At 68.8% G+C, this 13420-nt stretch carries 13 protein-coding genes and 1 pseudogene; 9 read left to right on the forward strand and 5 right to left on the reverse strand.

Features of this window, described 5'->3' with window-relative positions; genetic code table 11:
- Window positions 1-10: 10 nt before the first annotated feature.
- Window positions 11-2110 carry a methionine--tRNA ligase gene (gene metG, locus D3H34_RS22145; protein WP_119556403.1) on the reverse strand — a complete coding sequence of 700 codons (2100 nt, stop codon included), beginning with the start codon at window positions 2108-2110 and terminating at the stop codon, window positions 11-13.
- 227 nt (window positions 2111-2337) lie between these two features.
- Between metG and D3H34_RS22150 the strand changes: the two genes are divergently transcribed.
- From D3H34_RS22150 to D3H34_RS34005, 5 genes are all read left to right on the forward strand, one after another.
- Window positions 2338-3369, forward strand: a complete 1032-nt coding sequence (locus tag D3H34_RS22150; RefSeq protein WP_119556404.1) for an isocitrate/isopropylmalate dehydrogenase family protein — start codon at window positions 2338-2340, stop codon at window positions 3367-3369.
- 28 nt (window positions 3370-3397) lie between these two features.
- The gene (locus D3H34_RS22155) at window positions 3398-4129 is read left to right on the forward strand and encodes a phosphodiester glycosidase family protein (protein WP_119556405.1); all 732 of its coding nucleotides are present in this window, start codon (window positions 3398-3400) and stop codon (window positions 4127-4129) included.
- A gap of 40 nt (window positions 4130-4169) precedes the next feature.
- Window positions 4170-4862, forward strand: coding sequence for a YceH family protein (locus tag D3H34_RS22160; RefSeq protein WP_119556406.1), 693 nt, complete (start codon window positions 4170-4172; stop codon window positions 4860-4862).
- An 86-nt stretch (window positions 4863-4948) separates the two neighbouring features.
- Window positions 4949-5404 (forward strand): hypothetical protein, encoded by a 456-nt coding sequence (locus D3H34_RS22165; protein WP_119556407.1) that lies wholly within the window; start codon window positions 4949-4951, stop codon window positions 5402-5404.
- Between the two features lie 44 nt (window positions 5405-5448).
- Entirely contained in the window at window positions 5449-5808 is a 360-nt protein-coding gene (locus tag D3H34_RS34005; RefSeq protein ID WP_147400466.1) for a hypothetical protein, read from the forward strand.
- A gap of 12 nt (window positions 5809-5820) precedes the next feature.
- Here the strand turns inward: D3H34_RS34005 and D3H34_RS22175 are convergent, their stop codons facing one another.
- The gene (locus D3H34_RS22175) at window positions 5821-6294 is read right to left on the reverse strand and encodes an Lrp/AsnC family transcriptional regulator (RefSeq protein ID WP_101489038.1); all 474 of its coding nucleotides are present in this window, start codon (window positions 6292-6294) and stop codon (window positions 5821-5823) included.
- A gap of 88 nt (window positions 6295-6382) precedes the next feature.
- On the opposite strand from D3H34_RS22175, the gene D3H34_RS22180 reads away from it, so the two are divergent.
- The 3 genes and pseudogenes from D3H34_RS22180 (at window position 6383) to D3H34_RS34725 (ending at window position 10035) form a co-directional block, all read left to right on the forward strand.
- Complete coding sequence (locus D3H34_RS22180; RefSeq protein ID WP_119556409.1) at window positions 6383-7564, forward strand: M20 aminoacylase family protein; 1182 nt, start codon at window positions 6383-6385, stop codon at window positions 7562-7564.
- Window positions 7565-7590: 26 nt separating this feature from the next.
- Window positions 7591-8790: pseudogene (locus tag D3H34_RS34720) on the forward strand (diaminopropionate ammonia-lyase); the annotation flags it as partial.
- Complete coding sequence (locus tag D3H34_RS34725; protein ID WP_434057706.1) at window positions 8776-10035, forward strand: M20 family metallo-hydrolase; 1260 nt, start codon at window positions 8776-8778, stop codon at window positions 10033-10035. The pseudogene D3H34_RS34720 and the gene D3H34_RS34725, both read left to right, overlap by 15 nt.
- 19 nt (window positions 10036-10054) lie before the next feature.
- Here D3H34_RS34725 and D3H34_RS22190 read toward each other — a convergent pair whose 3' ends face one another.
- Genes D3H34_RS22190 through D3H34_RS22200 form a run of 3 tightly spaced genes read right to left on the reverse strand, consistent with a single transcriptional unit; the run spans window position 10055 to window position 12218 of the window.
- Entirely contained in the window at window positions 10055-10441 is a 387-nt protein-coding gene (locus D3H34_RS22190) for a hypothetical protein (RefSeq protein WP_119556411.1), read from the reverse strand.
- Window positions 10442-10451: 10 nt separating this feature from the next.
- A complete protein-coding gene (locus D3H34_RS22195) occupies window positions 10452-11000 on the reverse strand; it encodes a GNAT family N-acetyltransferase (RefSeq protein WP_119556412.1) in 549 nt (182 codons plus the stop codon).
- A gap of 12 nt (window positions 11001-11012) precedes the next feature.
- Window positions 11013-12218 (reverse strand): patatin-like phospholipase family protein, encoded by a 1206-nt coding sequence (locus D3H34_RS22200; RefSeq protein WP_119556413.1) that lies wholly within the window; start codon window positions 12216-12218, stop codon window positions 11013-11015.
- Between the two features lie 100 nt (window positions 12219-12318).
- On the opposite strand from D3H34_RS22200, the gene apbC reads away from it, so the two are divergent.
- A complete protein-coding gene (gene apbC / locus D3H34_RS22205; protein ID WP_119556414.1) occupies window positions 12319-13410 on the forward strand; it encodes an iron-sulfur cluster carrier protein ApbC in 1092 nt (363 codons plus the stop codon).
- Window positions 13411-13420: the final 10 nt, after the last annotated feature.

The following is a 13420-nucleotide window of genomic DNA, read 5'->3' on the forward strand; positions in this document are numbered from 1 at the left end:
TGTCTTCGGGTCAGCGCACGCGCATGCCCGGCGTCGCGCCCGCCCAGGGCTCGAGCACGTGGATGCCCGGGTGGGCCTTCTCATCGCCGTGGCTCGCGGCCAGCACCATGCCTTCGCTGATGCCGAACTTCATCTTGCGCGGCGCGAGGTTGGCGACCAGCACGGTGAGCTTGCCCACGAGCTGCTCGGGCTGGTAGGCCGAGGCGATGCCGCTGAACACATTGCGCGTCCTGCCTTCGCCCGCGTCGAGCGTCAGTCGCAACAGCTTGGTCGAACCCTCGACCTTCTCGCAGGCCACGATCTTCGCGATGCGCAGGTCGATCTTCACGAAATCGTCGATGGTGATGGTGGGCGCGATGGCTTCGCCGCCCGGCAGCTCCGTCGCCTCTGCTGCAGCGGGCGCCGCTGCGGCTGCGGCTTCAGGCACGTCGAACAGCTTGTCGACCTGCTTGGGGTCGGCGCGCTGCATCAGGTGCTTGTACTCGCCGATGGCGTGGCCGGCCGGCAGCGCCTGCGCGGCGTCGGTCCAGGTCAGCGGCGAGATCTTCAGGAAGGCCTCGACGTTGAGCGCCAGTGCCGGCAGCACCGGCTTGAGGTACAGCGTGAGCAGGCGGAAGGCTTCGATGCATACCGTGCACACGTCGTGCAGGCGCGCCTCGGCGCCTTCCTTCTTGGCCAGTTCCCAGGGCTTGTTCTGGTCGACGTACTCGTTCACCTTGTCGGCCAGCGCCATCACCTCGCGCAGCGCGCGGGCGTAGTCGCGGCTGTCGTACAGCGACTGCACCTGCGTGGCGGCTGCGCGCAGCGTCGACAGCAGCGCTTCACCGTCAGCCGACACCGCGCCCAGCTGGCCGCCGAAGCGCTTGCCGATGAAGCCGGCCGCACGGCTGGCGATATTGATGTACTTGCCCACGAGGTCGCTGTTCACGCGTGCCACGAAGTCGTCGGGGTTGAAGTCGATGTCCTCGTTGCGGCCGTTGAGCTTGGCGGCGATGTAGTAGCGCAGCCATTCGGGGTCGAGCCCGATCGACAGGTACTTGAGCGGGTCGATGCCGGTGCCGCGGCTCTTGCTCATCTTCTCGCCGCTCACCGTCAGGTGGCCGTGCACGTACACGGCGTTGGGCGCCTTGCGGCCGCTGAAGTGCAGCATCGCGGGCCAGAACAGCGTGTGGAAGGTGATGATGTCCTTGCCGATGAAGTGCACCTGCTCCAGCTCGGGGTCGGCCATGTACTCGGTGTACGAGATGCCGTCGCCGCCCAGCTCGATGCAGCGCTTGTCCAGCAGGTTCTTCAGCGAGGCCAGGTAGCCCACGGGGGCGTCGAGCCACACGTAGAAGTACTTGCCCGGTGCATCGGGGATCTCGATGCCGAAGTAGGGGGCGTCGCGGCTGATGTCCCAGTCGCCCAGGCCGCCCTTGCCTTCATCGTCCTTGTAGAGCCATTCGCGGATCTTGTTCTGCACCTCGGGCTGCACGTGGCCGGGGGCGGCGGTCCATTCCTTCAGGTAGGCCTCGCAGCGCGGGTCCGACAGCTTGAAGAAGAAGTGCTCCGAACTGCGCAGCTCGGGCTTGGCGCCCGACAGGGCCGAGTAGGGGTTGATCAGCTCGGTGGGCGCGTACACGGCGCCGCACACCTCGCAGTTGTCGCCGTATTGGTCCTTGGCGTGGCAGTTGGGGCATTCGCCCTTGATGAAACGGTCGGCCAGGAACATGCCCTTTTCAGGGTCGTAGAACTGCTCGACGCTCCTGGTCTCGATGAGGCCGTTGGCGCGCAGGTCGCGGTAGATGTCCTGCGCGAGCTGGTGGTTCTCGGGCGCGTCGGTCGAGTGCCAGTTGTCGAAGGCGATGTGGTAGCCGTCCAGGTAGGGCTTGCGGCCCGCGGCGATCTCGGCCACGAAGGCCTGCGGCGTCACGCCGGCCTTGTCGGCCGCGATGGTGATGGCCGCGCCGTGGGCGTCGTCGGCGCACACGAAGTTGACGTCGGCGCCATTCATTCGCTGGTTCCGCACCCAGATGTCGGCCTGGATGTATTCCATCATGTGGCCGATGTGGAACTTGCCGTTGGCATACGGCAGGGCGGTGGTGACGAAGAGCTTGCGCGGGGCGGACATCGGGGAGGGCGCTTTCGGGAGTGACGAACGGAAGGGGCGCGGGGCCCGTGGAGGCGGCCAGGGGCCGCGTCCGGGAACCGGGCATTTTAGGCGGCCCGTCCCGAGGCCGCAGCCATGGGGCCGATCGCCCCCGGGGGCGAGGCGCCCGGAGTGACCCCGAGGCCCGCGGGGGTGTCTCCGGCGCGACGTATGCTCACGGCCTCTTTACAGAAAGTGAGCCGCCGCCGATGACCACCTCGATCCCCGCAACCCTCATCCCCGGCGACGGCATCGGCCCTGAAATCGTCGATGCGACCCTGGCCGCGCTCGATGCGCTGAAGGCGCCTTTCGCCTGGGACACCCAGATCGCCGGCCTCGGCGGCGTCAAGGCCTCAGGCGACCCGCTGCCCAAGGCCACGCTCGACAGCATCCGCGGCACGCGCCTGGCGCTCAAGGGCCCGCTCGAAACCCCCTCGGGCGGCGGCTACCGCTCGTCGAACGTGCGGCTTCGCGAGGAATTCCAGCTCTACGCCAACCTGCGTCCCGCGCGCACCATCATCCCGGGTGGCCGCTTCGACAACATCGACCTCACCGTGGTGCGCGAGAACCTGGAAGGCCTGTACATCGGCCACGAGCACTACGTGCCCATCGACGGCGACCCGCACGCCGTGGCCATGGCCACCGGCGTCAACACCCGCAAGGGCAGCCGGCGCCTGCTCGAATATGCGTTCGACACGGCGGTGGCCACCGGTCGCAAGAAGGTCACGCTGGTGCACAAGGCCAACATCATGAAGGCGCTCACGGGCATCTTCCTGGAGACCGGCCTCGATCTGTACGAAGAGAAGTACAAGGGCCAGTTCGAGCTCGACACCGTGATCATCGACGCCTGCGCGATGAAGCTGGTGCTCAACCCTTGGCAGTTCGACATGCTGGTCACGACCAACCTGTTCGGCGACATCCTCTCGGACCTCGTGGCCGGCCTGGTGGGCGGGCTGGGCATGGCGCCCGGCGCCAACATCGGCACCGACGCCGCGATCTTCGAGGCCGTGCACGGCTCGGCGCCCGACATCGCCGGCAAGGGCATCGCCAACCCGACCGCGCTGCTGCTGGCCGCCGCGCTCATGCTCGACCACGTCAAGCGGCCCGAGCTGGCCACGTGCCTGCGCACCGCCATCGACCAGACGCTCAACCTGGACAACGTGCGCACCGGCGACCTCGGCGGAACGGCCGGCACGGCGGCCTTCACCAAGGCGCTGGTCGCGCGCATCAACGGCGGTTGAGCCAGAAAACGGCAGCGCAGGTCGTCGCATGAAGAAACTGCTGCTGCCTGCGCTGGTCTTCCTGCTGGCCGGCCTGGCGTGGTCCGCCGCCGTGGCCGCGGACCCGCCGCGCTACACCGTCGTGAAGGTCGACCTTCGCACCGAACGGCTCGCGCTGTTCCTGAACGACGACACGGGCGCCGCGTTCAAGCGCTTCGACCGGCTCGAAGCCTGGTTGAAGGCGCGCAACAAGCAGCTGCTGTTCGCGGTGAATGCCGGCATGTACCACGCCGACTTTTCGCCGGTCGGCCTGCTGGTGCGCGAAGGCCGCGAGGAAGCGCCCTTGAACCTTGCCGACGGCGTCGGCAATTTCTTTCGCAAGCCCAACGGCGTGTTCCTGGTGACGGCCGACGGGCCGCGCATCGTCGAGGCCTCGGAGTACCCGGCGCTCGCGAAGGCCCTCCGCAAGGGCGCCGTGCAACTGGCGACCCAGTCGGGCCCGCTGCTGCTGCACCACGGCGTGGTGCATCCGGCGCTCATTCCGAATTCGGATTCGCGCAAGACCCGCAACGGCGTATGCGTGTCGGGCGCCACCGCGATCTTCGTCTTTGCCGAGACGCCGGTGAATTTCCACGATTTCGCGCTCTACTTCCGCGACGTGCTGCATTGCCGCGACGCGCTGTACCTCGACGGCACCGTGTCGGCGCTGTACTCGAAGACACTGCAGCGCAACGACTTCGTGCGCGACCTCGGGCCGATGCTGGCCGTCGTCTCGCCCTGAAGCACTTCCCACTCTGTCATCTGTCTCTTCTTTTCGAGCCATGTCCACACCGCTGCCCGTCTTGTCCCTCCTCGAAACCCGCGTGCTCGGCGTGCTGGCCGAAAAGCAGCGCACCGTGCCCGACAGCTACCCGCTCACGCTCAACTCGCTCGTATCGGGCTGCAACCAGAAGACCAGCCGCAACCCCGTGCTCGAACTCAGCGAGTCGCAGGTGCAGGCCGCCATCGACAGCCTGAAGGGCTACAGCCTAGTGGCCGAGACCAGCGGCGGGCGCGCCTTCCGCTACGAGCACAACGTCGACCGCGTGCTGCGCATCCCCTCGCAGTCGGTCATCCTGCTCACCGTGCTGATGCTGCGCGGCCCGCAGACGGCCGGCGAGCTGCGCATCGCCTGCGACCGCATGCACAACTTCGCCGACATCTCGTCGGTCGAGGGCTTCCTCAACGAACTCGCCGAACGGCCGGCCGGCGCGCTGGTGGTGAAGCTCGCGCGCCTGCCGGGCGCACGAGAAAGCCGCTGGGCGCACCTGCTGAGCGGGCCGCCGGCGGAAGAGGTGGCCGGACCGGGCGCATCGGGCGACGCAGCCTTTGCCACGCACGGCGATTCGCTCGGCGAAGTCGCGGCGCTCAAGGCCAACGTGGCGCGGCTCGAAACCGAGGTGGCCTCGCTGAAGGCGCTGCTGAGGCGCGTGTGCTCGGAGCTGGGCATTTCCGCCGACGTACCCGAAGCCTGATCCCGCCGCTTCACACAGGCTTCATCCAGGCCGCACATGCGCGGCCTACCTTCGGACCCATTGCGAACCCCAATGGAGCTCCGACCATGGACCACGGACAGACCGCCGCCTGGCGCGACCACACCCCCTTCGACGACATCACCCGCCGCCTGCTGGGCTGGCTCGCGGCGTTCGCCGGCCTCGCCAGCCTCTACGCCTTCTTCTGGTGGGCCGCCTCGGCCACCGGCTTCCTGCTGTTCGACGGCTGGTGGCACACCTGGCGCGGCCTGGGCACGGCCCTCGCATTCCGCGACGCGGATTCGGCGATCTACCTGCTGAGCTGGACGCTGTCGGTCCTCGGCGGCGCGTTCGGCTGGGTCGCACTGATCGCACTCGCCGTGACCCATCGGCGCGGCTGGGGCGCGGTGCCGATGTGGATCAAGGTCGGCTGCCTCCTTGGCGCCTTCGCAGGGCTGGCCTTCGAGCCTGGGCGGCTGCTGGCGCTGGCGCCGATCGTCGGGGCGGTGCTGCTGATGCTGCGGTCGATGTTGTCCGTGCGCTGATCCCATCGGCTATCGTCGGCTTCCTCGTTGTTCGCGGGAGCCGCATGACCTACGTCTGTCCCCATTGCCATCAGCCGGGCATCGCCGCCATGGCCAAGCGCTGGTCCAGTCGCGCTTCGCCTGCGGTGTGCGGGCTCTGCGGCAAGCTCTCGCATGTGTTGGCCAGCACGTCGAGCGGGATCGGGGTGGCGGGCCTGCTGATCGTCGTGCTGTCGGGCATCGCAGCGGCCGCATGGGACATGGCGCCTCTGGTACTGCTCGGCCTGGGCCTGGCGGTCGCCAACAACTTCCGGGCCTGGCGCCGCGCCACGCTGTGGCCGATCTCGAAGGAAAGTGCCGACAACGCCAGGAAGGTCGGCTGGTTCGTCGCAGGCCTGCTGGCACTGTTCGGTCTGGGCTCGTGACGCTGCGCGCGCTCAGCCGCCCGCCGACACCGGCACATCCAGACTGACCTTCACCGGGTCCATCGTCACCAGCGTGCGGAAGCGCTTGACGTTGTTGCTCTGGAAAAACAGCTGGCGCGTCAGCGCCGTGTACTGCGCCATGTCGCGCACCACGCACACGAGGATGAAGTCCCACTCGCCCGTCACGTAGTAGCACTGCTGCACCTGCGGGCAGTCGCGAAAGCTCTGCTTCATGGCGTCGAGCCGTTCGATCTGCTCGCTCTCGGCCTCGACCTCGACCACGATGGTGAGCGGGTGTCCGAGTGCGGCCGGCGACAGCACGGCGCCGTGGCGCTGGATCACGCCCTCGTCGCGCAGGCGCTTGAGCCGGCGGTTCACCGCCGCCGTCGACAGGTGGATGCGCTCGCCGAGTTCGCCCTGCGAGAGGCGGCTGTCGGCCTGGATCAGTTCCAGCAGGTGCAGGTCGAGGGCGTCGAGGGGTGTCATGGGAGGGTGTAGCGCTCACGCAAAAACGTTGCGTGGCAGCGGCTTATTTTGCGCACCTGTCCCGCTGCGTTGTCAATAGCATCTCGCCATGAAGTTTCCAGACCACCCCCTGCGCGACCAGCTGGCCGGCTGGCGGCACCAGCTGCATGCGATGCCCGAGACCGGCTTCGAGGAAGCGAAGACCTCGGCCTTCATTGCGAGCGCGTTGCGCGCGCTGGGGCTCGAGGTGCACACGGGCATTGGCGGCACCGGGCTGGTCGCCAGCCTGACGGTGGGCCGCGGGACGGGCGTGATCGGCCTGCGCGCCGAGATGGATGCGCTGGCCATCACCGAGCTCGCGACCGAGCGGCCGTACGCCTCCGCTGCGCCGGGGCGCATGCACGCCTGCGGCCACGACGGCCACATGGCGATGGTGCTCGGCGCGGCGCAGCTGCTGCGCGAGCGGCGCGATTTCGACGGCACCGTGCGCTTCATCTTCCAGCCGGCCGAAGAGCACGGCCGCGGTGCCCGGGCCATGATGGACGACGGCCTGTTCACGCGCTTTCCGGTCGACGAGATCTATGGCCTGCACAACATGCCCGGCCTGCCCGCCGGCACCTTCGCCACGCGCGCGGGCGGCCTGATGGCGAGCGAGGACAACTTCGTCATCCACATTCACGGCCGGGGCACGCACGCCGCGCGGCCGCACATGGGCATCGACCCGATCGTGATCGGCGCGCAGATCGTGCTGGCGCTGCAGACCATCGTGTCGCGCACGCTCGATCCGGGCGCGCAGGCGGTGGTGTCGTGCACCGAGTTCATCACCGACGGCATCCGCAACGCCATTCCGTCGAACGTGACGATCAAGGGCGACACGCGCAGCTACGACCCTGCCGTGCAGCGCATGCTCGAGACGCGCATGCGCGAGATCAGCGAAGGCATCTGTCGCATGCACGGCGCGCAGTGCAGCTTCAGCTACACGCACGAGTTCGCGCCCACCGTGAACTGGGCCGAGTGCGTGCCCACGGCCGTGACCGCAGCCACCGCCGTGGTGGGCGCCGAGAAGGTCGATGCCAACGTCGCGCCGATGATGATCTCGGAGGACTTCGGCGCCTTCCTGAAGGCCGTGCCGGGTGCTTTCGTCTTCCTGGGCAACGGCGCTGAAGGTAAGCCCGGCGGCACGCCGCTGCACAACGGCCGCTACGACTTCAACGACGCGGTGCTGACCACGGGCGCGCGCTACTTCGCGGAGATCGTGCGGCTGCGTCTTCCCTTGCCCGCTGCGGCCTGACCGACTTTTCCTCTTCAGTTTTCCCCATGCTCTTCGCCAACCCCCACGCGCAACGGCGCGCCTACGACGCGGCCCTGAAGGCCGTCATGAACATCGAACGCGGCCGCGAGAGCCGTCAGTGGCTGTCCACCTGGGACCGGCTCGCGCCGCAGCCGACGCCTGCGTGGCGCTTGCCGCGGCTTGCCGCGCAGCTCGGCGTCGGGCAGGTGATCGTGAAGGACGAATCGCGCCGCTCCGCGCTCGGCAGCTTCAAGGTGCTCGGCGCGCCCGTCGCCTTGCTGCGGCTCGTGCTGCGTCGCTGGCCCGACAAGGGCTGGACGCCCGCCGACCTGTTCGCGGGCCGGCACGCACAGGCGCTGCGCGACTTCGTCGTCATCAGCGCGACCGACGGCAACCATGGCCGCGCGCTGGCCGCCGCTGCGCAGAGCATGGGCTGCCGCTGCGTGATCGTGCTGCACGCGCAGGTCAGCGAGGAGCGCGAGGCGCCCATCGCCGCGCTCGGCGCCGAGATCGTGCGCATCACCGGCAACTACGACGCCTCGGTGGAAGAGGCTGCGCGCCTGGCGAAGGCGAACGGCTGGGAGGTGGTCTCCGACACCTCCTACGAAGGCTACGAAGAGATCCCGCGCGACGTAATGCAGGGCTACGGCATCCTCGTCGACGAGCTGCTGGAGAACACCGCGCCCGGCGCGCCGTGCCCCTTCACCCACGTCATCGTGCAGGGTGGTGTCGGCGGGCTCGCGGCCGGTGTGGCCAGTCATTTCTGGGAGCGCTACGGCGCTGCGCGGCCGACGCTGATCGTGGTCGAGCCCGAACAGGCCGACTGCCTGCTGCAAAGCGCGCGCAGCGGCCGCCCCGACCGCGCGACCGGCAGCGTCGACTCGGTGATGGCCGGGCTGGCCTGCGGCGAGACCTCGCCGCTCGCGTGGCGCTTCCTGCAGCCTTCGGTCGATGTCTTCATGACCGTCACCGATGCCGACGCCGAGCACGCCATGCGCACGCTTGCCACCGGCGCGGCGGGCGACGTACCCGTGCTGGTCGGCGAATCCGGCGCGGCCGGGCTTGCAGCGTTGCAGGTGCTTGCGGCCGACCCCGAACTGGCGCGCGCCGCCGGCCTCGATGCCGATTCGCGCGTGCTGCTGTTCAGCACAGAGGGCGCGACCGCGCCGGGCGTGTATCGCGCACTGACGGGGCGTTCAGGTGAGGAAGTCGTGGCGGCGCAGGCGCAATGGCTGCAACGCGAAGGCATCACCGAAGCCGCCTTGATGGCACGCATCGACGAACACGCCGCCATCGGCGCGATCGCGCAGGGCGGCGTCTGCCGCATCGCACTCACGGACGCCGACCGCGCGGGCCGCGACCGGCTCGTGCAGTGGATGCAGGACCTCGGGCTCACCGTGCGCGTCGACCGCATCGGCAACATCTTCGGCATCCGCCCCGGCCGGCAGCCCGACGCAAGACCGGTGATTACCGGCTCGCACATCGACACCGTCGCCACGGGCGGGCGCTACGACGGCAACTACGGTGTGATGGCGGGGCTGGAGGTCGTGCGCTGGCTCAACGACAACCAGCGCGAGACGCTTCGGCCCTTCGTGGTTGCTGCGTTCACCAACGAGGAGGGCGTGCGCTTCATGCCCGACATGATGGGCTCGCTGGTGCATGCGGGCGGGCTGCCGCTCGACGCGGCGCTCGACACCGTCGGCACCGACGGTGCGCGGCTGGGCGACGAACTCGCACGCATCGGCTATGCGGGCGACATGGCCTGCGGCGCACTGGTGCCGCACGCCTTTGTCGAGCTGCACATCGAGCAGGGCCCGGTGCTGGAGGCCGAGGGCATCACCATCGGTGCCGTGGCCGACCTGCAGGGCATCTCGTGGCAGGAGATCGTCGTCACCGGCCAGTCGAACCACGCGGGCACCACGCCGATGCGCCTGCGCCACGATGCGGGTTACTGCGCCGCCGCCATCGCGGTGTTCGTGCGCGAACTGGCGCGGCGGTACGGCGGTAGCCAGGTCGCCACTGTCGGCGCCATCGACCTGCACCCCAACCTCATCAACGTGATCGCGGCCCGCGCCACGCTCACGGTCGACCTGCGCAACACCGACGAAGCCACGCTGCAGGCGGCCGAAGTTGAACTGGCCGACCATCTGCGGCAGCTCGAAGCGACCGAAGGCGTGACCATTGCCGCCCGCACGCTGGCCCGCTTCGAGCCGGTGCGGTTCGACGAGCGACTGGTGCGCGTCATCGAAGCCAGCGCGCATGCGCGCGGCCTGAGCCACCGCCGCATGACCTCGGGCGCGGGCCACGACGCGCAGATGATGGCGCGCATCGGCCCAGCCGCGATGATCTTCGTGCCCAGCGTGCGCGGCATCAGCCACAACCCGAAGGAGCACACGGCAAGCGCCGATCTGGTGCAGGGGGCGAACGTGCTGCTGGATGTGGTGCTGGGGCTGGTGGACGAGGCGGGGTGATGCGGCGCCTGCTTGGGGCTCAGCTCGTCGGGTTCTCGTGCAGCCCGACGATCTCGATGACCTCGACATCGCCGACCTTTCGTGCACCTTCCATGAAGTGGCCGCGCACGCCGACCGCGATGCGGGCCCGGTGAACCGTGCTGCGCATGGCAGGAAACAGCACCCACATCGACGCCTTGCCTTCCAGCGGCACCGTCACGTCCTTTTCGAGCGGTACGCCGGCGTCATCCAGAAACTCGGGGTGGATCGCGAAGATGCCGTCGGCTTGCGGGTCGTCGCCTGCATAGAGAAAGTCGCAGCGCAGATGCTGCAGCGTGGATTTGCGGCCACCTGCCGACGGCGGATAGAGGCGATAGCGCACGACGAAGTCCGGCCCGTGCCCGCGAACGTGCGCATAGCTTTTCATGCGGCGCGCGCTATCGGCAGACCGCGTACAGAAAGCACGACCGCGGCTCGTTCGACAGGTTGGGATGCACCGTGTGGCGGGCGAGCCGGCCTTCCAGGGTGAAGCCGCTCTTTTCGAGCATGCGCGCCGAGGGTCGGTTGTCGACGTCGCAGGATGCTTCGACGCGGAAGACCTCGTCGCGCGACAGGGCCAGCCGCGCGAACGCGCGCAGGGCTTCCGGCATGAGGCCATGGCCCCAGTGCGACCTGGCGAGCACGTAGCCGACATTGACCGTGTGCGCCGACACCCGGCCTTCGAGCATGCCGATGGGCTCGTCCGATGCATCGGCCGTCCTGCGCGTGAGCACATAGGGCAGGGCACTTCCCCGTTGCCAGCCTTCGATGCAGTACGCCACGAAGTCCTGCGTTTCGCTCAGTGCGGCATGGGGCTTCCACACCATGTAGCGGCAGACCTGAGCGTCTTGTGTGTAAGCGGCGAAGAGTGCGGCTGCGTCTTCGGGCCGGGGCGGACGCAAGACCAGTCGGTCGGTCTCGATGCGGGAGGGATAGGGTTGCGGCATAGGCGTCGGACCTTACACCGGCGCCCACCCGAAGAACCGCACCACCTCGTCCCTCTGCCGCATCGCATCCGCGCGCCCGAGCGCCATCAGGTCGCGCGTGTAGGCCGCTTCGAACAGCAGGTAGCTTGCCAGCGCGCCGCCCTTCACGTCGGCCGCGACCTTCGAGCCGCCCAGCAGGTGCCGCACGGCGCCCGGCAGGGCATCGACGTGGCGCGCGGCGATCACGTCGATGCGCTCCGACGGCGAGATCACCAGCAGGTCGAGCGGGCGCAGCGTGCTCGCCGCGCGGGCTTCCTCGGGGATCAGGCCCAGCGTGTGGTTGATGCGGCGCAGCCGCTCGATGTCGACCGCCAGTGCATCGAGAAAGATGCTCGACAGCGCATGGCCCGCGATCTGCGCCATGGTCGGGTAGCCGCTGTGGGTGTTGGGTGCGGCCTCGTCGCGCGGTTCGTGCATGCGCCCGGCGCCGATCACCACGATGCGTTGCGCGCCCAGGTGGATCGCCGCCGCGATGGGCGCCGACTGGCGCATCGAGCCGTCGCCGAAGTATTCGACATGGCCCGCCGGCATCGGCAGTTCGGTGGCCGGGAACACGAACGGAATGGCCGACGATGCCATCAGGTGCGCGTGCGTGATGCGGTCGCGCACCGACAGGCGCTGCGAGCGCACCCAGGGCTCCATCGGCACGGCCGCCTCGAAGAAGGTGACGTGCTCGCCCGAGCTGTAGCTCGACGCCGTGACGGCCAGCGCCTGCACGTGGCCCTGCTGCATCAGCATCGGCAGGCGGTCCAGCGGCACCATGCGCGCCAGCAGGCCGGCCAGCGGCGTGTTGTCGAGCAGCGACTTCGGCTTGATGCGTGCCCAGTTGGCCGCGAAGCGCCCCAGGCCCAGCAGCATGCGCCAGCGCGCGCCGCTGCCGAGCACCGAGAGCGAGTCGGCGCGGTAGATCTGCTCGGCGCGGAACTCGCCCCACACCTGCGCGATGTGCGCCACCACGTGGTCGAAGTTGTCGGCGCCGCAGGCCAGCGCGGCGGCGTTGATGGCGCCGGCCGAGGTGCCGGTGATGACTTGGAACGGGTTGCCGCTGCCGACTGCCGCACCCGCCGCGATGGCGTCGCGCCGGATCTCGGCGATGGCTTCGAGCACGCCGACCTGGTAGGCGGCGCGGGCGCCGCCGCCTGTCAGCAGCAGGCCGGTGGCGGGGCTTGTCTCGGGCATTGAGGTTTTTCTTGTTCGGCGTTTTCGGCGAGGGATTGGGCGCGGTCCGGTACGGGCTTGGCGGGCCGAATAGACTAAGCCCCATTCAGGAGCTAGAACAATGGCACTCACCCCCGAAGGGCTCATGGACGCGCTCAAGAGCGTCACGGACCCTAACACCGGCAAAGAATTCGCGGCGACCCGCTCGCTCAAAAACCTGCAGATCGCGGAGGGCGATGTCTCGTTCGACCTCGAACTGGGCTACCCGGCGAAGAGCCAGCGCGCGGCCATCCGCAAGTCGCTCGTGGCCGCGGCCAAGACCGTGCCGGGCGTGGAGAACGTGTCGGTCAACATCGTCACCAAGGTCATCAGCCATGCGGTGCAGCGCGGCGTGCAGCTGATGCCCAACGTGCGCAACATCGTGGCCGTGGCCTCGGGCAAGGGCGGCGTGGGCAAGAGCACCACGGCCGCCAACCTGGCGCTGGCGCTGGCCGCCGAGGGCGCCACCGTGGGACTGCTCGACGCCGATATCTACGGCCCCAGCCAGCCCATGATGATGGGCCTGGAAGGCAAGCCCGAGAGCCTGGACGGCAAGACCATGGAGCCCAAGGAGCGCCACGGCGTGCAGGTGATGTCGATCGGCTTCCTGGTCGACGCCGACCAGGCCATGATCTGGCGCGGCCCCATGGCCACGCAGGCGCTCGAACAGCTGCTGCGCCAGACCAACTGGAAAGACCTCGACTACCTGATCGTCGACATGCCCCCGGGCACCGGCGACATCCAGCTCACGCTGAGCCAGCGCGTGCCCATGACCGGCGCGGTGATCGTCACCACGCCGCAGGACATCGCGCTGCTCGACGCCAAGAAGGGCATCAAGATGTTCGAGAAGGTCGGCGTGCCGATCCTGGGCATCGTCGAGAACATGGCGGTGCACATCTGCTCGAACTGCGGCCACGCGGAACACATCTTCGGCGCCGACGGCGGCAAGAAGATGGCGGCCGAGTACCAGATGGACTACCTGGGCGCGCTGCCGCTGAACATCAACATCCGGCTGCAGGCGGACAGCGGCGCGCCGACCGTGGTGTCCGACCCCGACGGCGAGGTGGCCGGGCTCTACAAGGCGGTGGCGCGAAGCGTGGCCGTGGGCATCGCCGAGAAGGCGAAGGACTTCTCGGCGAAGTTCCCGACGATCTCGATCAGCAAGAACACCTGAGGGTGGAGAT

The sequence above is a fragment of the Acidovorax cavernicola genome (assembly GCF_003581445.1).